The organism is Saccharopolyspora ipomoeae (assembly GCF_029952525.1).
Lineage (GTDB): Bacteria > Actinomycetota > Actinomycetes > Mycobacteriales > Pseudonocardiaceae > Saccharopolyspora > Saccharopolyspora ipomoeae.
The window spans coordinates 16,401-39,120 of the sequence record NZ_JASAOF010000024.1 but is presented as its reverse complement, the minus strand read 5'-3'; the positions used below and the strand labels follow the sequence as shown (position 1 = coordinate 39,120).

The 22,720-nt window shown below is 69.1% G+C and carries 18 protein-coding genes; 9 read left to right on the top strand and 9 right to left on the bottom strand.

Annotated elements, in window-relative coordinates; all coding sequences use genetic code 11:
- Positions 1–22: 22 nt before the first annotated feature.
- Genes QFW96_RS25810 through QFW96_RS25795 form a run of 4 tightly spaced genes read left to right on the top strand, consistent with a single transcriptional unit; the run spans position 23 to position 5,778 of the window.
- Positions 23–3,106, top strand: coding sequence for an arabinosyltransferase domain-containing protein (locus QFW96_RS25810; protein ID WP_281458323.1), 3,084 nt, complete (start codon positions 23–25; stop codon positions 3,104–3,106).
- Positions 3,107–3,108: 2 nt separating this feature from the next.
- The gene (locus QFW96_RS25805) at positions 3,109–4,119 is read left to right on the top strand and encodes a glycosyltransferase (protein WP_281458322.1); all 1,011 of its coding nucleotides are present in this window, start codon (positions 3,109–3,111) and stop codon (positions 4,117–4,119) included.
- Positions 4,106–4,504, top strand: coding sequence for a GtrA family protein (locus tag QFW96_RS25800; RefSeq protein ID WP_281458321.1), 399 nt, complete (start codon positions 4,106–4,108; stop codon positions 4,502–4,504). The genes QFW96_RS25805 and QFW96_RS25800 overlap by 14 nt, the downstream gene beginning before the upstream one ends.
- Complete coding sequence (locus tag QFW96_RS25795) at positions 4,501–5,778, top strand: NAD(P)/FAD-dependent oxidoreductase (RefSeq protein ID WP_281458320.1); 1,278 nt, start codon at positions 4,501–4,503, stop codon at positions 5,776–5,778. The genes QFW96_RS25800 and QFW96_RS25795 overlap by 4 nt, the downstream gene beginning before the upstream one ends.
- A gap of 604 nt (positions 5,779–6,382) precedes the next feature.
- Here the strand turns inward: QFW96_RS25795 and QFW96_RS25790 are convergent.
- The 5 genes from QFW96_RS25790 to glf form a co-directional block, all read right to left on the bottom strand.
- Positions 6,383–7,951: an alkaline phosphatase D family protein gene (locus tag QFW96_RS25790; protein WP_281458319.1), complete on the bottom strand. Its 1,569-nt coding sequence runs from the start codon at positions 7,949–7,951 to the stop codon at positions 6,383–6,385.
- Positions 7,952–8,095: 144 nt separating this feature from the next.
- Positions 8,096–9,055: a decaprenyl-phosphate phosphoribosyltransferase gene (locus tag QFW96_RS25785; RefSeq protein WP_406693185.1), complete on the bottom strand. Its 960-nt coding sequence runs from the start codon at positions 9,053–9,055 to the stop codon at positions 8,096–8,098.
- A gap of 139 nt (positions 9,056–9,194) precedes the next feature.
- Positions 9,195–9,767, bottom strand: a complete 573-nt coding sequence (locus tag QFW96_RS25780) for a phosphatase PAP2 family protein (RefSeq protein WP_406688268.1) — start codon at positions 9,765–9,767, stop codon at positions 9,195–9,197.
- Positions 9,768–9,789: 22 nt separating this feature from the next.
- Positions 9,790–11,745 (bottom strand): glycosyltransferase, encoded by a 1,956-nt coding sequence (locus tag QFW96_RS25775; protein WP_281458317.1) that lies wholly within the window; start codon positions 11,743–11,745, stop codon positions 9,790–9,792.
- A 1-nt stretch (position 11,746) separates the two neighbouring features.
- Positions 11,747–12,937 carry a UDP-galactopyranose mutase gene (glf, locus tag QFW96_RS25770; protein WP_281458316.1) on the bottom strand — a complete coding sequence of 397 codons (1,191 nt, stop codon included), beginning with the start codon at positions 12,935–12,937 and terminating at the stop codon, positions 11,747–11,749.
- 301 nt (positions 12,938–13,238) lie between these two features.
- Here glf and QFW96_RS25765 point away from each other — a divergent pair, with 301 nt between their 5' ends.
- Both QFW96_RS25765 and QFW96_RS25760 read left to right on the top strand, forming a co-directional pair.
- Entirely contained in the window at positions 13,239–14,477 is a 1,239-nt protein-coding gene (locus QFW96_RS25765) for a glycosyltransferase 87 family protein (protein ID WP_281458315.1), read from the top strand.
- A 133-nt stretch (positions 14,478–14,610) separates the two neighbouring features.
- Entirely contained in the window at positions 14,611–15,702 is a 1,092-nt protein-coding gene (locus tag QFW96_RS25760; protein ID WP_281458314.1) for a peptidoglycan recognition protein family protein, read from the top strand.
- A 77-nt stretch (positions 15,703–15,779) separates the two neighbouring features.
- On the opposite strand, the gene QFW96_RS25755 is transcribed toward QFW96_RS25760, so the two are convergent.
- Entirely contained in the window at positions 15,780–16,592 is an 813-nt protein-coding gene (locus tag QFW96_RS25755) for an HAD family hydrolase (RefSeq protein WP_281458313.1), read from the bottom strand.
- A 118-nt stretch (positions 16,593–16,710) separates the two neighbouring features.
- Between QFW96_RS25755 and QFW96_RS25750 the strand changes: the two genes are divergently transcribed.
- Together QFW96_RS25750 and QFW96_RS25745 are read left to right on the top strand one after the other, a co-directional pair.
- A complete protein-coding gene (locus QFW96_RS25750) occupies positions 16,711–17,583 on the top strand; it encodes an LLM class flavin-dependent oxidoreductase (RefSeq protein WP_281458312.1) in 873 nt (290 codons plus the stop codon).
- 52 nt (positions 17,584–17,635) lie between these two features.
- The gene (locus QFW96_RS25745) at positions 17,636–18,265 is read left to right on the top strand and encodes an endonuclease (protein WP_281458370.1); all 630 of its coding nucleotides are present in this window, start codon (positions 17,636–17,638) and stop codon (positions 18,263–18,265) included.
- 153 nt (positions 18,266–18,418) lie between these two features.
- Here QFW96_RS25745 and serS read toward each other — a convergent pair whose 3' ends face one another.
- From serS to QFW96_RS25730, 3 genes are read right to left on the bottom strand one after another with little or no spacing between them, the layout of a single operon-like run.
- A complete protein-coding gene (gene serS / locus QFW96_RS25740; protein WP_281458311.1) occupies positions 18,419–19,681 on the bottom strand; it encodes a serine--tRNA ligase in 1,263 nt (420 codons plus the stop codon).
- A 49-nt stretch (positions 19,682–19,730) separates the two neighbouring features.
- The gene (locus QFW96_RS25735) at positions 19,731–20,897 is read right to left on the bottom strand and encodes a glutathionylspermidine synthase family protein (protein ID WP_281458310.1); all 1,167 of its coding nucleotides are present in this window, start codon (positions 20,895–20,897) and stop codon (positions 19,731–19,733) included.
- A gap of 4 nt (positions 20,898–20,901) precedes the next feature.
- A complete protein-coding gene (locus tag QFW96_RS25730) occupies positions 20,902–21,558 on the bottom strand; it encodes a hypothetical protein (protein ID WP_281458309.1) in 657 nt (218 codons plus the stop codon).
- 145 nt (positions 21,559–21,703) lie between these two features.
- Here QFW96_RS25730 and QFW96_RS25725 point away from each other — a divergent pair, with 145 nt between their 5' ends.
- Positions 21,704–22,720, top strand: coding sequence for a septum formation family protein (locus QFW96_RS25725; protein WP_281458308.1), 1,017 nt, complete (start codon positions 21,704–21,706; stop codon positions 22,718–22,720).

Here is a 22,720-nt window from a genome sequence, read left to right as displayed (position 1 = left end):
TGGGGGAACGGTGCTGGACGGGATGGAGCGAACCGCGGACGCCTCACCGCCCGCACCCGCAGCACTCGCACCGCGCCGCCGCTTCGCGCAGGTCGCGGGTCTGCTCTTCGGCGTCCTCGCGGTGCTGGCCGCGCTGGTCGTGCCGTTCGCGCCGGTGATCGGCGAGCGGGTCACCGTCACGTGGCCGCAGGCCGGTCAGCAGCCGGAGTCCACGCTCGCGTTCGTCGTCCCGTACCACCCGGACCAGGTCCACGTCCGGGTTCCGTGCGAGGTGGTTCGCGCCGGTCAGGACCGGGGTGCGCCGACGACGCTGGTGTCCTCGCGGCCGCCCGGCCAGCCCACCGAGGGTTTCGCGGTCACCACCGCGCAGGACCACGTGATCGTCCTGGTCGCCGGGGTCGAGGCGCTGCGCGCCCCCATCGCGGGCGCCCCGGTCGCGGGGGCCTGCGACGTGGCCGTCGACGGCGGCCCGTCCGGCTCGACGGTTCGCATCGGCGACCGGACGGCCTCGGTGCCCGCCGGGGTCCGCGACATCGTCGCCTTCGCCACCGACCTCTCCCCCGCCGAAGCGGACGGGACGCGGGTCGACGTGGTCACCGCGAACTGGTTCGCGACGTCCCCGACGCAGGGGAAGCTGCTGCTCATCGGCTTTCAGCTGCTGCTGGCGGCGGCCGGGTTCGCGGTCCTGGCGGTGCTGGACCGCGGACGGCGCCGCGACGTCGAGCGCCCGGTCCAGCGCCCGCTCCACCGGTTGATCGGCTACGGCTTCGACCTGGTGGTGCTGGCCGTGCTCGCCGGGTGGTGGCTGCTGGGGCCGAACTCGCCGGACGACTCGTTCGCGTCGGTGACCGTGCAGAACGGGCTCAACACCGGCGACATCGGCAACTACTACCGCTGGGAGAACGCCTCCGAGGCCCCGTTCACGCTGGTCCAGCAGCTGCTGCTGCCGGTCGCCGAGTGGAACCAGAACCCGCTGGCCATGCGCGTTCCCAGCATCCTCGCGGCGCTGCTGACCTGGCTGGTCCTCAGCCGCGGCGTGCTCGGCGCGGCCCTGCCCGGCAGGCACCGCCGTCCGCTGGTCCGCGCGGTGGCCGTGATCGCGTTCCTGGGCTGGTGGCTGCCGTTCGGCATGGGCGTCCGCCCGGAGGCGTTCGAGGCGCTCGGCCTCACGGCCGTCCTCGCCGCTGTTCTGCAGGCCGCCCGCACCGAGCGGCGGCTCTGGCTCGGCGTGGCAGCCCTGTGCGCGGGCCTGTCGATCGCGATCAACCCGATGGGCCTCACCGCCGTGGCCCCGTTCCTGGTCCTGGCCCCGCGCCTCTGGCGGATGGCGGGCCCGGCGGTCCTCGCGGTGATGGCGGGCATCGCCTCGGTCGGCCTGGTCGCGATGTTCGCCGACCAATCGGTGTTCACCACCGCCAAGGCCACCGACCTGCACGGCTACTACGGCCCGAACGTCCCCTGGTTCCAGGAGATCACCCGCTACCAGTACCTCCTCGGCTTCGACCTGCAAGGCGACATCGCCCGCAGAGCAGCGGTCCTGCTCACCCTCCTCCTCGCCGCCTACACGCTCGTCGTCCTCCTCCGCTCCCGGGTCGGGCACCGCAGTTCTCCCCCCGACGAAAACCGGGGTGTTCGATCGGGTGACGGGGGTGACGGATTGTGGTTGGTGCACGTGCCGGCTGCTTCCTTGCTGGTGAGCGTGGGTGTGATGACCTTGACGCCGTCGAAGTGGACGCACTACTTCGGCGCGCTCGCAGGAGTGGGAGCCGCTACGCTGGCCGCTGGGGCGGTGGTGATCGGGATCACCGCGGCCACCGCGAGCCGGGACCGGGTGGTGCTCGTCGCCGCGCTGGTGACCACCGCGCTCGCCGGGGGCACTGCGGCGCTGGTCTTCTCCGGCAAGAACAACTGGTTCCTGCACTCCCAGTACGGGGTGCCCTGGGGCGAAGGCCCGGTCCGGCCGCTGAACAACCCGCTGTGCTGGCTGCTGATCGCCGGGCTGCTGATGGCCGGATCCGCGCTGGTCCGGCGACGGGACGACCGGATGCGCCAGGCGTTGATCCGCACGCCCGCACTGGTCTGCGTCACGGCGATGGGGGTGGCGGTGACGATCGTGCTCGGCTCGTTCGCGGTGGCACCGATCCGGCAGGGCCACGACGCCTACTCGATCGGCGGCCAGGGCCTCGACGCGGTGCGCGGCGGCAGCTGCGGCATCGCCGACAAGATCGTCGTCACCCCGGACCTCGCCCCGCTGCGCGGCGGCGACGGAGCCGAGATGGCCGGGTTCACCGAGGGCACCGGGTTCGCACCGGGGTTCACCCCGCCCGAAGGCGCCCCGGTGTGGGGCAGCCTGACCGGCGGGCAGATCAACACCGGCACCGTCACCACCGGATGGTTCCCGCTGCCCGCGCTCGCCGAGGACCAGGAGCTGGCCGTCGGCGTCGCCGGGCGCAGCGGCGACGGCAACCGCGTCGCCCTGGAGTTCTCCGGGCCCGGCGGCACCCGCGAAGTCGTCCTCGACGACACCTGGCGCGACGCCGACGAGCGCGAGACCTACCCGACCGATCACGTCATCGAGGACGAGCCGCAGGACCACCCCGGCTGGCGCGACCTGCACCTCTCCCCCGCGCAGATCCCGCCCGGCGCCGACCGGGTCCGCATCACCGCGCTCGACGGCACCACCGACCCGGCCGGTTGGGTCGCGGTCAGCGGCCCCCGGATCCGGCAGGTCATCCCGCTGACCGAGTACATGCGCGGAAAGGCCCCGACCTACGTCGACTGGTCCATGACCTGGAACGCGCCGTGCCTGCGGGACCTGCCGAAGGTCCAGGACGGCCTGGTCGAACCGCCCGCCTACCTGGTGACGCCGCCGAACTCGATGGGCTTCGGCGGGACCGCCGCGTTCGAACGCGGCATCGGCGGGGCGTTCGCCGGGGTCCGCGACGTCGGTGTCCAAAAAGAGATCCCGACAAGGCTCAACGGAGAAGAGAAAACACCCGATTACTCCGAGTGGGGACACCTGTTCGAGGTGGAATACCCCTACCCGGGCAACCGATTCGACGTCCAACGCGTTGACGAGCCGCGGTGGGGTTGGCGAGGGGAGTGACCATGTCCGACGCGATTCGTCACGAGGTCGGGATACCGGTGCCGCAGCAGAAGCAGCGGCACGAGACCGAGACCGGGCAGCTGATCTCCTACGTCCTTCCCGTCTACAACGAGGCCGAGGGCATCAAGCACTTCCACGCCGAACTGACCTCCACCGTCGCCGGGCGGCCCGAGTTCGACTACGAGTTCGTCTACGTCAACGACGGTTCCGCCGACGGATCGCTGCGCATCCTGCGGGACATCGCCAAGAACGATCCGCGGGTGCGGGTCGTCGACTTCGCGCGCAACTTCGGCCACCAGATCGCCATCACCGCCGGGCTCGACCTCGCCACCGGCGATGCGGTGATCGTGATGGACACCGACCTGCAGGACCCGCCGAAGGTCAGCCTCGAGATGATCGACGCGTGGCTGGCCGGGGCGGAGGTCGTGCAGGCGCGGCGCCGGACCCGCCGCGACACCCCGTTCAAGCGGTTCACCGCGCACGCCTACTACCGGCTGCTGCGCAGCTGCGCCGAGGTCGACATCCCCGTCGACACCGGCGATTTCCGGCTCCTCGACAAGCGCGCCGCCGACGAGCTCCGCAGCTTCCGCGAACGCAGCCGGTTCATCCGCGGCATGGTCGCCTCGATGGGCTTCGAGCAGCAGGAACTGCTCTTCGACCGCGACGAGCGCGTGGCGGGCGAGACCAAGTACCCGATGCGCAAGATGCTGCGGCTGGCCGCCGACGGCGTCACCGGGTTCTCCACCGTCCCGCTCAAGCTCATCACCCGGATGGGGTTCGCGAGTCTCGCGCTGGCGCTCGCGGGGATCATCTACTCGGTAACGCTGCGGCTGTTCTTCCCCGAGATCACCGTGTCCGGGTGGACGATGCTGATGGTCGTGATGCTGTTCCTGGGCGGTCTGCAGATGCTGTCGCTGGGGGTCATCGGCAGCTACATCGGCCGCATCTACCACGAAGTGCAGCAACGCCCCCTCTACATCGTCCGGGATGTGATCCGGCATGACCAAGCTTGAGCCGCGCCCCCGGCTGATCAGCCGGGAACTGCTGCTCTACGCGGTGATCGGCGGCAGCGGCGTGCTGCTCGACTACCTGCTGTTCCTGGTGCTGTTCAACTACGTCGGCGTGCACCACCAGGTCGCCAACGCGCTCAGCACGACCGCCGGGATCACCAACAACTTCGTGCTCAACTCGGTGTTCAACTTCCGCAAGACCGACCGGATCCTGGTGCGGTTCCTGCGCTTCTACGCGGTGGGAATCGCCGGGATCGTGCTCACGTTCCTGCTGCTCGCGGCGTTCTCGACCGGGCTCGGCGTCGACGCCAACCTCGTCAAGCTCGCCAGCCTGCCCGTCGTCCTGCTGTTCCAGTACACGATCAACAAGAGGTGGAGTTTCGGATGAGAGTGGGGATCGTCGGCGCCGGCGCCACCGGCCTGACCGCGGCCTTCGACGCGGTGCGCGCCGGACACGACGTGACGGTGCTGGAAGCCTCCGACGAACTCGGCGGGCTCGCGGCCTCCCTCCAGGTCGGCGGCACCCCGCTGGAGCGCTTCTACCACCACAGCTTCGCCAGCGACACCGCGATGATCGAGCTCATCGAGGAGCTCGGGCTGCGGGACAAGCTGCGGTTCCACAAGCCCACCACCGGGATCTACCTGGACGGGAAGCTGCACGACTTCGGCACGCCGGTGGAGATGCTGAAGTTCCCCGAGTTCTCGATGATCGACCGGTTCCGGTTCGGCGCGTCCTCGGCCGCGCTCAAGGTGATCCGCGACGGCGCCCGGTTCAACGAGGTGCGGGCGTTGGACTGGATGCGCCGGTGGGCGGGGCCGAAGGTGACCTCGAAGATCTGGGAGCCCTTGCTGCAGGGGAAGTTCGGCGAGCACGCCGAGGAGATCTCGATGGCGTGGCTGTGGGCCCGGATCCACTGCCGGACGTTCGAACTCGGGTACGTGCACGGCGGTTTCGAGCAGGTGTACCGGGCGCTGGCCGAGGCGGTGAGCGAGCGCGGCGGGAAGATCGAGTTCGGCAAACCGGTGTCGTCGATCGCCCAGCCCGGGGAGGAAGTGCTGGTCAGGGCCGGTGATGGGAGCGAGTACGAGTTCGACCGGCTCATCGTCACGGTTCCGCAGCCCGCGTTCGCCAAGGCCGCCGACATCGAGTCCGACGACGTGCTCTGGCGCAACCAGTACCTCGGCGCGACCTGCTTCGTCCTGGAGCTCGACCGCAGCGTCATCCCGTACTACTGGCTCAACATCAACGACCCGGAGTTCCCGTTCCTGGCGGTCGTCGAGCACACCAACATGGTCGACCGGCAGGAGTACGGGGGGAACCACGTCGTCTACGTCGGCAACTACGTGCCGCGCGACGACTGGCGGTTCACCACCGACCCGGCGGACCTGCTCGACCAGTACGTGCCCTGGCTGAAACGGCTCAACCCCGACTTCGACCGCTCCTGGATCCGGAACTGGCACTTCTCCAAGGCCGGTTTCGCCCAGCCCATCGTGACTCCGACCTACCGGTCCCTGATCCCCCCGCACACCACGCACCTGCCCGGGGTCACCCTGGCCACGATGTCCCAGATCTACCCCCAGGACCGGGGTCAGTCGTACGCGATCGCGATGGCGCACGAGGTGACAGAACGCCTGGGCCTCAGAGAACCCGAACTTCAGTAAAAGAAACCCACTACGGATACGTTTCGAAAGGCAGTGGGAATTTCTCCTGAAATTGGCAGACCCCACAACGCGAGGGAACCCCAAGACGAAGCCAATTTCAGGAGAAATTGCCACTCCGCACGCAAGCAGCTCGACCCCGCGAAGCGATCCTGAAGAACCCCGTGGGGTGGGGAAGTTTTCATGAAAACTGTCCCACCCCACGGGAGTCTCTCGGTGGGTGGATCTTGAGGTCTTCTACGTGGTTGATCTGGGGTTTTGGGGTTTCGTCTTGCGGGTGGGGTGGGGAAGTTTTCATGAAAACTGTCCCACCCCTCGGGGTCTCTTGGGGCGCTTCGCGGGGTGCTTTGGGTGGGCGCTGAGGGGCAATTTCGTCCGAAATTGGCTTTTTTCGTGGTTTTCTTGCGTTGTGGAGGGTGCCAATTTCGGACGAAATTTCCCCTGCCTTGCGAAACGTATCCGCAGTGGGTCGCGTCTGCCAAAGCTTGGGTCGTCTTGGTCGCGCCCCTTTCGAAACGTATTCGTCGTGGGTCACTTCTACCAAGGCTTGGGTCGCTTAGGTCGCGTTCGTTGCGGAACGTGTTGGGAGTGAGGGGTTTTCAGGCTTTCAGGTGGGGTTCAGGCCTGGGGTTCCGTCCTGGATCGTGAAGGTGGCCAGGTCTTCCGCCTCGGCGCCCGGCTTGGAGACGTGCGGGAGGACCTTGTAGGTGGCTTCCACCTTCTCCTCCGTGATCTTGGTGGAGATGTAGCCGCGCTGGTTGCTGTAGAGCTTCACGTGGGGGTTCTCCGCCAAGTAGGCCTTCTCCTTGTCCGTGAGCTCCGCTGAGCCGTCGCCGCCGCTGGTGATCGAGGTCGCGGTGAGCTCGGTGGCGACCACGTTCTCGCCGTCGTGGATCTCGTTGGCCCAGTGGGTGTGCACATCTCCGGTGAGCACCACCGGGTTCCGGGTGCCCGCCTGCTTCCAGCCCTCGATCACCCGCTTCCGGGAACCGACGTAGCCGTCCCAGGCGTCCGGGTTGTACGCCTTCTCGTCGCCGTTCAGGTAGTCGATCTCGGCGAACATGACCTGCTGGCCGAGGACGTCCCACCGAGCTCGCGACGAGCGCAGGCCCTGCAGCAGCCAGCGCTCCTGCTCCGCGCCCGTGAGGCTGCGCTTCGGGTCCAGGCGCGCCGGGTCCTGCGTCGGGAACTCGTCGTTGCCGACCTGGTCGTCGCGGTACTGGCGGGTGTCGAGCATGTGGAACGTCGCCAGCGAACCCCACTCGATCCGCCGGAACAACCGCAGGTCGATGCCCTGCGGGACCTGGGCGCGGCGCAGCGGCATGTTCTCGTAGTACGCCTGGAACGCGGCCTTGCGGCGCTCCAGGAAGTTCGGCTGCGGCTCGTCGGGGTGCTCGTAGACCTCGTCCGCCCAGTTGTTGTCCAGCTCGTGGTCGTCCCAGACGACCACCCACGGGGCCGCGGCGTGCGCGTGCTGCAGGTCGGCGTCCGTCTTGTACTGGGCGTGCCGCTGCCGGTAGTTGGCCAGCGTCTCGGTCTCCGGCCCGGCGTGATCGCGGATGTTGCCGCCCGGGATCTCGTAGTCGCCCGCCTGGTACTCGTACTGGTAGTCGCCCAGGTGCAGGACCAGGTCCGGGCGCTCGTCGCCCAGGTGCCGGTACGCGGTGAAGTAGCCGTGCTCGTACTGGGCGCAGGAGGCGAAAGCCATGTGCAGCTCGCCCATCGTGCCCGGCAGCGGAGCCGTGCGGGTGCGTCCGGCCGGCGAGACCTCGCCCTCGGCGCGGAAGCGGTAGAAGTAGTCCCGGCCCGGGCGCAGGCCCTCCAGCTCCACGTGAACGCTGTGCCCCAGCTCGGGCGCGGCCTGGGCCTCGCCGCGGCGGACCACGCGGGTGAAGTTCTCGTCCTCGGCGAGCTCCCACTCCACCGGGATCGCCTTGTTCGGCATGCCGCCCATGCCGTCCTCCGCCAGCGGGTCGGCCGCCAACCGCGTCCACAGCACGAACCCGTCGGGCAGCGGGTCGCCCGAGGCCACGCCCACGCTGAACACCCCGGCGCGTCGGACCGCACCGGCACCCGGCAACGACAACGCCGACGGGGCGCCGGCCACGGTCAGCGCCGCGGCACCCGCGGCACCGCCCAGCAGCACGTGCCGCCGCGAGAGCTTCGAAACGTCCATGACAGCAGGTCCTCCATCGATTCGGGAACGCCGTCCACTCTCACCGCGCGGGGTGAACGGGCCGATGATCGTCGATGAACAAACCGTGCAGAACGGCGAAGCCCCCGGCCACCAGGGGCCGGGGGCTTCGCCGAGAAGCGTTGCTCAGAGGTAGAACGCCAGGAACAGGCAGCCGGCGAGGATCGCGCCGAGCACCATCAGGACCTTGTCCTTGAGGACCACTTCCTCCGGCTCACCGGCGACACCCTTGTCGATGTCAACCGCGTACCGCAGGATCGCGATCACCATCGGGACGATGGAGATCAGGCCCCAGCGCGACATCTCGAACTCGCGGATGTCGTAGGCCCACAGCGAGTAGGTCATGATCGTGATCGCGGCCGCGATCGCCCACACGAACCGCAGGTACGACGGCGAGTACGCCTTCAGCGACTTGCGGATCTTCGCGCCGGTCTCGGCCGCCAGCTTCACCTCGGCGTAGCGCTTGCCCGCCACCATGAACAGCGAGCCGAACGCCACGATCAGGTAGAACCACTGGGTGATCACCAGGTTCGCCGCCGCACCACCGGCGATGGCGCGCAGCAGGAACCCGGAGGCCACGATGCACAGGTCGATCACCGGCTGGTGCTTGAGTCCGAAGCAGTAGCCCAGCTGCACCGCGATGTAGAGCGCCATCACGGCCAGCAGCTGCATGCTCGTCAGAGCCGAGATCACCAGCGAGCCGCCCAGCAGCAGCACGCACACCACGTAGGCGATCGGCACCGGGATCAGCCCGGCCGCGATCGGCCGGTTGCGCTTGGTCGGGTGCTGCCGGTCCGCCTCGACGTCGATCGCGTCGTTGACGAAGTAGATGCCCGACGCGGCCATCGAGAACACCACGAACGCGACCACCGCGTCGAGCAGGATGGCCGGGTCCAGGATCTCGCCCGCCGCGAACGGCACGGCCAGCACCAGGACGTTCTTCACCCACTGCTTCGGGCGAAGCTCCTTGATCAGACCGGTCACCAGACCCGCGGGCGTGCCCGCCTTGGCGGTCACCTTCGCGTGGTAGGCGTCCGACGACTTGTCCTTGTCGTCGTCGGTCTTGGCCGGCTCGGACTCCAGCACCTCGTCGCCGAACTCGGCGCCGATGGTGCCTTCCGCGTCAGACTCCACCTCAGCCTTCCTGGCGTCGGTCGCCTCCTCGGCATCGGGAGCCTTCTCGGCATCAGGCGTCTCGGCCACGTCGGCCGAAGCTTGCTTGTTGTCAGGCACGGTTCCTCCGCCGTCTCATGAATCGCCGGGTGGCCAGTGCCACGGCACCGCCGAGCACCGAACCGGCGACCACATCGCTCGGGTAATGAACCCCCAGGACAAGACGGCTGACCATCATCGGCGGCACGAGGGCCGGGGTCAGCTTCTTGCCGGTCAACCCGCCGTAGAGCACCGCGGCGGCCGTCGTGGACGTCGCGTGCGAGGACGGGAAGCTCAGCTGGCTCGGCGTACCGACCAGCACCTGGATCTCGGGGTCTTTCGGGCGCGGGCGGCGGACCACCCGCTTGACCGCGATCGACGCCGCGTGCGCGGCGGCGACCCCGGCAGCGGCGGTGACCCACTCACCGCGGCGCTTGCGATCGGCCAGCGCACCGACGGCACCGATGGCCAGCCAGCCCGCCGCGTGCTCGCCGAACAGCGACATCGCGTGCGCCGTCTTGACGACCGCGGGCTTGGCCAGCGCGCCCTGCACCTTGCGCAGCGCGACGGTCTCGGCCGTGACCTGCTCGTCCTGCTTGAGGTCGGTCACGTCGTCGGGGCCGATCAACGTAGTCAGCTCTGCCACTTCGTCTCCGGGAAGGTCGGCGTCATCGGGGATCAAAGACTTGCTTCCAGGACTCCGCGCTGGTCAGCTCGGGCAGCGCCGCCCGGTACTCCTCGCGCAGTCGCGCCCACTCCTGGCCCAGCCGCTTGTAGTTGGCCAGCGCCTCCAGGCCCAGCTTGCGGAAGGTCTCCGGGTCGCGGCGCCGGAACGCCACCCCGCTGCCGTCGGCGTTGGACACCGTGGCGCTGTCGAGGTTGCCCAGCAGGAACCAGCGGGCGGCGGCGGCCGGAACGTTGAGCTGCGGCCGGTCCGTCGCGTCGTGCGCGGGCTCCTTGAGGTTGTGCAGCAGCGCCTTGGAAGCGCGGGCCGCGATCACCGCCGGGTTCACCGGCGGGTTGAGCAGGCCCTCGGCCATGATCGGGTCCGCGCTCGGCGGCGGGAACTCCCGCGCCGAGGGCAGCGTCTTGGCGTCGTCGTAGTCCTTGCGCAGCTCGCGGACCTCGGGCAGCGCCGAGCGCAGGCTGTCGAACAGGCCCGACGGGCCCTTCAGGAAGTCCTCGATGGCCTTCTGCTGCACGGCGACCGTGGAGTACTCCATCGACAGCAGGTGCCGCAGCGTGAGCTTGAGGCCCTGCTTGACGATGTTGTTCTTGACCTCTTCCGGGCTGTGCAGCGCGGCCAGGATCAGCCGGTTGCGGGTGTGGAAGTAGGCGGTCCAGTCCGTGGCGTCGTTCTTGTCGGTCCACGGCATGTGCCAGATGGCCGCACCCGGCAGCGTCACCGTCGGGTAGCCGTGGCCGCCCGCGCGCAGCGAGTACTCCGAGTCGTCGTGCTTGATGAACAGCGGCAGCGGCAACCCGGTGCGCTCGATGATCTCGCGCGGGAACAGGCACATCCACCAGCCGTTGTAGGTGGAGTGGATGCGCTGGTGCAGCTTCTTGGTCTTGCGCAGCGGCTTCTTGGCGAAGTCGTGGTCGGTGACCGCGCCCGGCGCGGCCCGCCAGATGCCCTGGCCGAGGTCGACGACCTCGCCCATCGTGTGCAGCCGCGAGCGCGCCTGCAGGTTCAGCATCTGACCACCGACGATGACCGGCTGCGTGGCGGCGCGGGCGAAGGCGTTGGCCCGCAGCACGCCGTCCGGCTCCAGGGCGATGTCATCGTCGATGACCATCACCTGGGCGGCGTCGGAGTTGTGGATGCCCTCGTACATGACCCGGCCGAACCCGCCGGAGCCGCCGAGGTTGTCCTGCTCGATGACGTGCAGCTTGTCGCCGATGGCCTTGGCGGCCTCGTCGAAGCCCTCCACCTCGTGGATCTTCTGCGGGCCCTGGTCGGCGACGATCACGCGCTCGACCACCGCCATGACCTGCGGGTCCTCCCCGAGGGTCTTCAGCGCCTCGATGCACTCCGAGGGCCGGATGGTGGTGGTGCCGACCACGACCTGCTGGTGCGGCATCGGCTGCTCGGTCGTCCACGCGCCGTCGCTGATCTCCAGCTCGGCGTCGTTGGTGAACAGGTCGAACCAGATCCAGCCGCCGTCCTCGAACGGCTGCAGCGACACCTTGAACTCCAACGAGGTCCAGTCCTCGCTGGAGACGGGCGTGCCCTGCAGGTGGACGCTGTCGCCGTTGGCCTTCGAGCGGTAGACGTCGAGCCGACCGGACCCCCTGACCCGCAGCCGCAGCACCGTCTCCTCGATCTTGGTCCAACGCTTCCAGTAGCTGGCCGGGAAGGCGTTGAAGTAGGACGCGAGGGAGATCTTGCTGTGCGCGGGGACGCGCAGGTGCCGGCGGGACACCACGGTGACGGTGCTGGCCAGCGCCTCGGGCTCGTCGATGTAGAGCGGACGCACGTCCAGCGGGTCCTCGCCGCGCGGGAACACGATCCGCTGCAGCACCTGCTCGGGTGCCACGTCCGAGGTCCCGGCGCGCACCGAAGTGACGTCGCTGAGCTTGCTCTCACCAGCGGCGTTGGGCTCTCGGGGGGTCCGGTCGGTCACGTCAGTCCTCCAGCGAGCCGTCCAGCGAACGACCCTCGGTGAAGTAAGGAGCGATCTTGTTGTCGAACATGCTCAGCGCCGAACCGATGGCCATGTGCATGTCCAGGTACTTGTAGGTGCCCAGACGACCACCGAAGATGACCTTGCGCTCCTTGGCCTCCTTCTTGGCCAGTTCGCGGTAGGCCTCCAGCTTGCGCCGGTCCTCCGGGGTGTTGATCGGGTAGTACGGCTCGTCGCCGCTCTCCGCGGACCGCGAGTACTCGCGCACGACCACCGTCTTGTCCGTCGGGTAGTAGTCCCGCTCGGGGTGGAAGTGCCGGAACTCGTGGATCCGGGTGTAGGGGACCTCCTCGTCGGCGTAGTTCATCACCGACGTTCCCTGGAAGTCACCCGTGTTGACGACCTCGGTCTCGAAGTCCAGCGTCCGCCAGCCCAACTCGCCCTCGGCGTACTCGAAGTACTGGTCGAGCGGACCGGTGTAGACGACCGGGACGTCGGTGGGCAGCTCGCCGCGCACGTCGAAGAAGTCTGTGGCCAGCCGCACCTCGATGTTGGGGTGCTCGGCCATCTTCTCCAACCACGCGGTGTAGCCCTCGACGGGCAGCCCCTCGAAGTCGTCGTTGAAGTACCGGTTGTTGAGGTTGTAGCGAACCGGCAGCCGGCTGATGATCGCCGCGGGCAGTTCCTTGGGGTCGGTCTGCCACTGCTTGGCCGTGTACCCGCGCACGAAGGCCTCGTACAGCGGGCGGCCGATCAGCGAGATCGCCTTCTCCTCGAGGTTCTGCGCGTCCGCGGTGTCGATCTCGGCCGCCTGCTCGGCGACCAGCGCCTTCGCCTCGTCCGGGGTGAACGCACGACCGAAGAACTGGGACAGCAGGCCCAAGTTCATCGGGAACGAGTAAATCTGCCCCTGGTGTTTGGTGAACACCCGGTGCTGATAGTTGGTGAATTCGGTGAACTGGTTTACGTAATCCCACACGCGTTTGTTCGACGTGTGGAAAAGGTGCGCGCCGTAGCGGTGCACCTCGATACCGGTTTCGGGCTCCGCCTCCGAGTAGGCGTTGCCCCCGATGTGGTCACGACGGTCCAGCACCAGCACCCGCTTGTCCAGCTGGGTGGCGGCGCGCTCTGCGATCGTGAGGCCGAAGAATCCGGAACCAACAACGATCAGGTCATAGCCTGCGAAGCTCACAGTCGTCGAGGGTAGCTGGAGCGCAGTGCCACCCCGAAACCGCGTTGACGTTATTGGCTACATATGACCACGAAGAGTGTCGATATCACTGCCGAACAACGCCCATTCCTCGTTGGCCAGGCATTTCGTCACCCACCCGGGGTGAGGATCAGGACACCGGCGGCGACTATTCGTGGCTGTTAATACCCGTTAGGCGACCCGCCCGGCGAGTCGGGCGGCGGCTACCATCGCGCCGTACCGACGCGCCGGTGAAAACCCTTCACGCAGGTCCGAGGCGCGCAACGCTGGGTGGTGAGCTGTAGTGCCGACACGCGCCCGTGACGGGCGTCACGTGCTGATCGCGGCGATCGTGCTCGAGGTGCTGGCGGTCTGGTTCGTGCACTGGATCGACACCCGCGGGTACATGGACACCGAGATTTACCGCCTTGGTGCGCGCGCGTGGCTCAACGGTTACCAGGTCTACGGCGACGATCTGACCCCCGAGACGCCGGATTCCGCGACGTTGCCGTTCATCTACCCGCCGTTCGCCGCGCTGCTGTTCATCCCGCTGACCTGGCTGTCCGAGACGGCCGCCGTCGTGGTGGTCGCGCTGTGCTCGCACCTGGCGATCCTGGTGACCGCCTACTCGCTGGCCCGCTCCTCGCGCCACCTCGCGCCGCACGCGGGCCGGGTGGCGGTGGCGACCGCGCTGCTGCTGCCGTGGCTGACGATCATCGAACCCTCGCGGGAGACCCTCAACTACGGGCAGATCAACCTGGTGCTGATGGGCCTGGTCGCAGCCGACTGCCTGCTGCCGCGCACCCGCTGGCCGCGCGGGATGCTCGTCGGCATCGCCGCCGCGATCAAGCTGACCCCGCTGGGCTTCCTGCTGCTGTTCCTGCTGCGCAAGGACTACCGGGCGATGTCCATCACCGGCGTCACCTTCGCCACCACCGTGTTCGTCGGATTCCTGGCCGCACCGCGCGACTCGGCGGACTGGTGGCTGGACAAGATGCTGTCCACCGGCGACTCCTTCGGCACCGTCTACGCCGGCAACCTGACGCTGCGCAGCCTGCTGGCCAAGCAGGAGCTGACCGGCTTCGCGCTGAACTCGCTGTGGATCGGCGGGTCGCTGCTGCTGCTGGTCCTGGCGATCATGGGCATCCGCTACGCGCTGAGCGTCCGCGACGTGCCGCTGGCGCTGATGATCAACGCGGTGTGGGTGCTGCTCGTCTCACCGATCTCCTGGTCGCACCACTGGGTGTGGGCGGGCCCGGCGCTGGCGCTGGTGTTCGTGATGTCGCTGCGCAACCGCTGGTACGGGATGACGATCGCGGTGGTGATCTCGGCGATCACCGTGCTCGCCGGGCCCCAGTGGTACCTGCCCAACACCGGCGATCGCGAACTCGACTGGACTTTCTCGCAGCAGATCGTGGGCAACGCCTACACGCTGATCGGGATCGGATTCCTCGTGTGCGCGGCCATCGCCTGCGCCCGTTTCGGCCGACGCCCGGTGAATTCCCCGGAATTCACGAGCCGTTCTCTGATTCCGGGACGCTGATTCCACCCTTCGGATTCGGGCATAAGGGAGTTCCGGGCGGCGAATGATCGCTTCCGGACCCATACTCGATTTTCGTCAGGAAGCGAGTGTCGAGAAAGGACACCCGCCCTCCAGCCGAAGCGAGGTATCGCCCATGCGTTCTCGGTCCACGCGCCCGCGGCTGGTAGCCGCCGCGCTGCTGACCCTGGCCGTACTGCCGATCACGGGACCGTCCGGCGTCGCCGAAACCACCCCCGAACCCGGGACGCAGACCGTGCACATCCCGCTGCGCGACACCGCCCGCGACCGCTCCTCGGTCCGCGAGGTGCGCAGCGACAAGCCCTTCGACATGCTCGGGCTCACCTGGAAGGGCCGGGCACCCGACCACATCGAGGTCCGCGTGCGCGAGGGCGAGGGCTGGGGCCCGTGGACGCGGCTGGACACCGAGGACGGCGGCAGCGAACCGATGTGGACCGGGCGCAGCACCGACGCGCAGGTCCGCGCCAGCAGCCGAGGCGAGGACATCACCGACCAGCTGAACTTCGTCGGCATCGACCCCGCCGAAGGTGCCCCGTCACCCCAGGTCTCGCCGCCACCCCAGATCTCGGCGCCACCGCAGATCTCGGCGCAGCAGGCGGGCATGCCGCCGGTGGTGACCCGGGCGCAGTGGGGCGCCGACGAGTCGAAGATGACCTGGCCGGTCGAGCCGACCACCACCAAGGCCGCCGTCGTGCACCACACCGCGGGCACCAACGACTACACCTGCGACCGGTCCGCCGAGCTGGTGCGCGGGATCTACCAGTACCACGCGGTCGAGCTGGGCTGGGGCGACATCGGCTACCACGCGCTGGTCGACAAGTGCGGCACCGTCTTCGAGGGCCGCACCGGCGGTCTGGCGGGCGACGTGATCGGCGGCCACGTGCGCGGGTTCAACCGCAACACCTTCGGCATCTCGATGATGGGCAACTACGACGGTGTCACCCCGACACCGGAGACGGTGCGCTCGGTGGCCGAGATGGCCGCCTGGAAGCTCGACACCGCGGGCGTGCCCGCCGACGGCTCCACGCGCCTGGTCTCCGAGGCCCCGGAGGGCTCGAAGTACCCGGCGGGGCAGGAGGTCTCGCTGCCGACGATCTTCGGCCACCGCGACGCCGCCTACACGGCCTGCCCGGGCAAGCGCGGCTACGACCAGCTCGGCGCCATCCGAGCCCAGGCCGCCGACGCCCAGCGCTCCGGTCGCCCCTGAGGTCGCGAGGTGACGGTTTTAGCCATAACTGCACCATGATCATGTCCGTTATGCCCGGACAATTATGGCTAAAACTGTCACCACCAGCGCTCCAGGACCTGCGCGACGCCGTCCTCGGCGTTGGAAGCGGTGACCTCGTCGGCCGCGGCGAGGGCGTCCGGGTGCGCGTTGCGCATCGCCACGCCGTGCCCGGCCCAGGTGAGCATCGGGACGTCGTTGGGCATGTCGCCGAAGGCGATCACCTCCGACCGCGCGATGCCGAGCTCGGCGGCCGCGGCGGCCAGGCCGGAGGCCTTGTCCACGCCCGGCGCCGAGAGCTCGATCAGGCCCGAGTCCGTCGAGTACGTCGACCGCAGCTGATCACCGATGATCTCCTGCGTCGCCGCCGCGAGCTCCCCGCTGGTCAGACCCGGGTGCATCACCAGCAGCTTCATCGCCGGCTTGCCGGTCAGCTCGTCGGTCGGCGCGACGCGGATGTCGGTGTTCATCCAGTTGCGGTGGAAGTCGGCCTCGGCGAGGAACTGCTCGCGCAGGTCGTCGCGGGCGCTGCGGGTCGCGCGCTCGACCGCGAACGCGCAGCTGCCCAGCTCCCGCCGCAGCTCGCGCACCACGTCGTGCAGCGTCACCGGATCGATGTCGTGGCTGTGCAGCACCCGGTCGGCGGCGGTGTCGTAGGTGACCGCACCGTTGGCGCACACCGCGATCCCGGAAACCCCCAGGGCGGCGACGATGCGCGGCATCCACCTCGGCGGACGACCGGTGACCAGCACGAACGGCGTTCCGGATGCGATCACCCTGCCCGCCGTCGCCGCGGTGCGGCCGGAGACCTCCTCCTTCGGGTCGAGCAGGGTTCCGTCCACGTCCGATGCCACCAGGCCAGGTTCACGCACGCCGTCCATCATGCCCGCCACGCCGCGAATCCGGACATCATCGCTGGTGAGCTCCCGACGGGATGTTCGTCACCTGATCGGGTCGAAACGTCAGACGCGCTACCAGTACCGTCTACCCGTGCGCGTTGGGATCGTGATCTTGCCCGAACACCGGTGGTGGGCCGCGGAGCCGCTCTGGCGGATGGCCGAGGAGTACGGCTTCGCCCACGCCTGGACCTACGACCACCTCGGTTGGCGCTCCCTGGTGGACAAGGCCTGGTACGACGCCGTGCCCACGCTGACCGCCGCCGCCACCGTCACCTCGACGATCCGGCTCGGCACGCTGGTCGCCTCCCCGAACTTCCGGCACCCGGTGCACTTCGCCCGCGAGCTGACCGCCCTCGACGACATCGCCGACGGCCGCATCACCCTCGGCATCGGCGCGGGCGGCACCGGGTTCGACGCGTCCGTGCTGGGACAGCCCGAGCTGACCGCGGCCGAGCGCTCCGACCGCTTCGCCGAGTTCGTCGAGCTGCTCGACCACGTGCTGCGCTTCGACGTCACCGACTACGACGGCACGTACTACTCGGCGGTGCAGGCGCGGCGCGCGCCCGGCTGCGTGCAGCTGCCGCGGATGCCGTTCGTGATGGCCGCCAACGGAACCCGCTCGATGGAGCTGGCCGCCCAGTACGGCCAGGGCTGGGTGACGACCGGGCGCGGCGGGGACGACGTGGAGAGCTGGTGGCGCGCGGTCGCGGAGCTGTCGCTGCGCTTCACCGACGTCTGCCACCAGCAGGGCCGCGACCCGCAGAAGGTCGACCGGTACCTGCAGGTCGACGCGGCGCCGACGTTCTCGCTGTCCAGTGTGGAGCACTTCCGCGACGTGGTGGGCCGCGCCGACGAGCTCGGCTTCACCGACGTCATCACCCACTGGCCCCGCCCCGACAGCCCCTACCAGGGCTCGGAGTCCACGGTGGAGGAGATCGCCTCGGAGGTCCTGCCCGAGCTGTAGGTGTGCCGCCTCCGGGACGTGGGTATCCGTCCACGGCAAGGAGGTGGTGACGATGGTGTCGATGCGCGAGAAGGTGCAGGCGCTGCTCGACGAGGGCGGCACGAGCTACGCGTCCGAAGCCGGCATCAAGCTGGCCGACAAGCCCTCGCCGCTGTACCGGCTCGTGGTGCTGTCGGTGCTGCTGTCCACGCGGATCAAGGCCGAGATCGCGGTGGACGCCGCCCGCGAGCTGGCGCAGTGGAACAGCCCCCAGAAGATGTTCGACGCCACCTGGCAGCAGCGCGTCGACGCCCTCGGACGCGCCCACTACCGGCGCTACGACGAGAGCACCTCGACCGCCCTGGGCCGGGGCGCCGAGAAGATCCTCGACCAGTACCACGGCGACCTGCGGAAACTGCGCGCCAAGGCCGATGGGGATCCCGAGCAGATGCGCACCCTGCTCATGGACCTCCCGCGCCTGGGCCCGGTCGGCGCCGACATCTTCTGCCGCGAAGCCCAGCTCGTCTGGCCGGAGCTGCGCCCCTACTTCGACTCCAAGGCGCTCAGCGGCGCCAAGAAGCTCGGTTTGCCCACCGACCCGGACGCTCTCGCCGACCTCGTCGAGGGCCACGACCTCGCCAGACTCGCCGCGGCCCTGGTGCGCACCACCCTCGACCGCAGCCTCGCCTCAGCCGTGGGGTGACGCGCAGTTTTCATGAAAACGTCGAAATACGAAGAAGACCCCAGGTCACCTGGGGTCTTCTCGTGTCGGGTCTTCTCGTGGGTGGGGAAGTTTTCATGAAAACTTCCCCACCACATGCCAACAGAACCCGGAAGGAGCACCGGGGCCGGGGAATCACTTCGGTTCGAGGACCTCGCGGCCGCCGAGGAAGGGGCGGAGGGCCTCGGGAACCCGGACGGAGCCGTCGGGCTGCTGGTGGTTCTCTAGGATGGCCACGATCCAGCGGGTGGTGGCCAGCGTGCCGTTGAGGGTCGCCGCGAAGCGGGTCTTGCCCTCGGCGTCCCGGTAGCGGGTGTTGAGCCGCCGCGCCTGGAACGTCGTGCAGTTCGACGTCGAGGTCAGCTCGCGGTAGGTCTGCTGGCTCGGCACCCAGGCCTCGCAGTCGAACTTGCGGGCCGCGCTGGAACCGAGGTCACCGGCCGCCGTGTCGATCACCCGGTAGGGCACCTCGATCTTGGCCAGCATCTCCTCCTCCCAGGCCAGCAGCCGCTGGTGCTCGTCGCGGGCGTCCTCTTCCCGGCAGTAGACGAACATCTCCAGCTTGTTGAACTGGTGCACCCGGATGATGCCGCGGGTGTCCTTGCCGTAGGAGCCGGCCTCGCGGCGGAAGCACGTCGACCAGCCCGCGTAGCGCGCCGGGCCGTCGCCGAAGTCCAGGATCTCGCCCGAGTGGTACCCGGCCAGCGGGACCTCGGAGGTGCCGACCAGGTAGGCGTCGTCCTCCTCCAGCCGGTACACCTCGCTGGAGTGCGCGCCGAGGAACCCGGTGCCGTCCATGATCTCCGGGCGCACCAGCACCGGCGGCACGACCAGCGTGAACCCGGCCGCGGTGGCCTGCGCGGCAGCCATGTTCAGCAGCGCGAGCTCCAGCTGCGCGCCGACACCGGTGAGGAAGTAGAAGCGGGCGCCGGACACCTTCGCCCCGCGCTCCATGTCGAACGCGCCGAGCGCGTTGCCGATCTCCAGGTGGTCCTTGACCTCGAAGTCGAACTCCGGCGGCACGCCCACGTGCTTGAGCACCGCGAAGTCGTCCTCGCCGCCCGGCGGCACGTCGGGCTCGACGACGTTCTGGATCGCCTTCTGCAGGCGCAGCAGCTCGGCGTCGGTCTCGGCCTGCTCGGCCTCGGCCTCCTTGACCTGCGCGGCCAGCTCCTTGGCCCGGCTCAGCAGCGCGTCGCGCTCCTCGCCCTGGGCCTTGCCGACCTGCTTGCCGAGCTGCTTCTGCTCGGCGCGCAGGTTGTCCGCCCGGGACACCGCGGACCTGCGACGCTCGTCGGCGGACAGCAGCGCGTCCACCAGGGACGCGTCCTCACCACGTGCGCGCTGCGACGCGCGCACCGCTTCCGGATCATCGCGTAGCGTCTTCAGGTCGATCACAGCTGGTCAGCGTAGTCCGCCTGGAACCCGCGCCCCGCGCCGGGTCCGACTACCCCTGCGGAATCCGGTGGGGGACGAAGGCGGCTCCGTCATCGGTGATCAGACCAGCGGTTTCCCGGATCCCGAGCCCCGCGGACTCGTCGCCGACGACCCACGCGCCCAGCGCCGGCCGCATCCCGTCGAACTCGGGAAGCGGGTCGAACGCCTGGTAGACGTAGCCCTCCTCGCCGTAGAAACCGCCCGTCTCGGTCTCCCAGCCGGGCGCGGCGATGGTGATGTTGTTGCCCTCGCGCCCGAGCCGCGGCTTGCGCACGTACTCGGTGAGCAGCCCGGGCTGGTCCAGGTAGGTCGGCAGCAGGTTCGGGTGACCGGGGTGCATCTCCCAGAGGATCGCCAGCAGCGCCTTGTTCGACAGCAGCATCTTCCACAGCGGCTCGACCCACTGCGTCGCGGGCAGCGTGTTCACCGCGTGCTTGCCGAACTCGTCGTCGACCATCCACTCCCACGGGTAGATCTTGGCGACGGAGTTCATCGGCGCCTCTTCGAGGTCGACGAAGCGCTCCAGCAGGCTGTCCCAGCCGATCTCCTCGATCGCCAGCCCGACCGTGTTCAGCCCGGCCTCGGCGGCGGTCTCCTGCAGGTAGGCGGCGGTGATGTTGTCCTCACCGGTGTGCTCCTGGCCGGACCAGGTGAAGTGCACCTCGTTGGTGGCCAGCTGCGGCTTGATCTCGCCCCAGCGCTCCACGAGCTTCTCGTGGATGGAGTTCCACTGGTCGTCGCCCTCGTGGACCTCGGTGAGCCAGTGCCACTGCACGACCGCGGCCTCCAGCAAGGAGGTCGGCGTGTCGGCGTTGTACTCCAGCAGCTTCGCCGGGCCCGACCCGTCGTAGCGCAGGTCGAAGCGCCCGTAGAGGTGCGGGTCGTGGCGCCGCCAGGACTCGGCGATGTGCGGCCACACCCACTCGGCGATGCCGAAGTCCTTGTACCGCTCGGTGGTGATCACGTGGTCGACGGCGTCCAGGCACATCGAGTGCAGCAGCTCGACGTCGGCCTCCAGCGAGAGGACCTCGTCGAGGCTGAACTCGTAGTGCACGCTCTCGTCCCAGTAGGGCCGGTTGCTGCCGTCGGCGGCGCGCGCCGGGGTCCCGAACACGAGCCCGAGCTCTTCGACCTTCGACTGCCAGTCCGGGCGCCGGGCCCCGGTCTTGCGCTTCACTCGTTCAGCTCCCGCTGCTACCGGACTTGCTGGAGATCCCGAACCCGCCGCGCTGGACGGTCGAGCCCTTGGTGTTCTTCACCGTGCTGCCGGACGGCTTGTTGAAGGTCGACCCGGTCGCGGGCGAGCCGATCGGCGGCGCGGCCGTCCCCGCCGGCGTGTAGGCGTACCGGTACGAGTTGTAGCCCCCGATGCCACCGCCGGGCAGGAAGATCGGCATGAAGAACATGCCGCCGCTGACGTGACCGCCGTGGCTGGTGACGTAGTTCTCGTCGCAGTAGTCGTCCTGGTCGCGCACACCCGGTTGACCGTTCTGCTCGGTCGCGCAGTACTCGGTCGCGGCGTTCGCCGAGGCGCTGACCTCCGACGCCGTGTACATCGCGGCCACCAGGGCGACGACGCCGACGGTCGCACCGCCGCCGATCATCATCTTCCGGCGCTTGGCGGTCTTCGCGGCGGCCGCGGCCTGCTCGGCGCGCTCGGCGTCGGCGCGGCGCTGCTCCGCCATCTGCCGGGCCTTCTGCTCGGCCAGCGTGGGCTCGCGCGGCGTCGTGCTCTGCGGGTCCTGGTAGCGGATGCTGCCCTGAGCGTCCGCAGGGACCTGCTGGGTCGGCTCGTCGGGGAACGAGTCGTCCCCCTGAGGTCTTCCGTTGTCAGACACTGGCTTGTTCTCCGTCATCGCCCCTACTCCCAGCCGCCACACTACTCAAAGAAGTGACGCAACCGGCAACGAATGCGTTCCTTTCCGCTCCGTTTCCGGCGCGGACTGCGCGCAGCGCACACGCGCGCCAGGCATCATGTGTTCGATGGCCCGGTCCGAAAGCACCCCGAATCCCGATCGGACGACCGCAACCGGTCGGAAGAAGCCGCCCAACGCCAAGCTGGTGATGGTCGCGGCGGCGATCGGCGCTCTGCTGATCCTCACGGTGAGCATCCTGCTGAACTGGCCGATGGAGTCCGGCAAGACCAGCGGGCCCGCCGGGGTCGGCGAAGCACCCGCGCCCGAGGTCGTCTTCGAGACGCGCGCCGGTGAGTGCCTGAACTGGACCGAGGCGGACGCCGCCGACATCCGCAAGGTGACCTGCGCCGAGCCGCACCTGTTCGAGGTCACCGGCCCGTACGACCTGCGCGAGTTCGGCCCGACCGCGCCGTTCCCGAGCACCCAGCAGTGGCAGCAGATCAAGCAGCAGCGCTGCATCGAGGTCTCCGACCAGTACCTGGGCGGCCGGTACGACGAGGAGGGCCGCTTCACCGTCGGCGCCTTCACCCCGAGCCAGGACGGCTGGGCCGACGGCGACCGCACCCTGCACTGCGGGCTGCAGCAGCCGGGACCGTCCGGGAAGCTGTTCCCGATCACCGGCGAGATCGCGAAGGTGGACCAGTCGAACGTCTACCCGGCGGGCCGCTGCCTGGGCATCAACGGCACGCAGGTCTGGGACCCGGTGGACTGCTCCCGCCCGCACGCGGTCGAGCTCAGCGGCGTGATCAACCTGTCCGACCAGTTCCAGGGCGACTACCCGCCGGAGAACGACCAGGACGGCTTCCTGGCCACCAAGTGCGAGGAGCTGACCGCGGCCTACGCGGGCGGCCCGGACGTCGCCAGGGACAAGGGCCTGATCGTCTACTGGGACACCCTCACCGAGCAGAGCTGGGCGGCGGGGTCCCGGCAGGTCAACTGCAAGCTCAGCGCCCAGCTGCCCGACGGCAGCGGCCTGGCCCCGGTGACCGGCAGCGTCAAGGGCCAGGTGCAGGTCGGCAGGAGCCCGGCGGGCCAGCACACGCCGACCGAGCCCGGCGCCCCGGCGACCGAGCAGCCGCGCTGA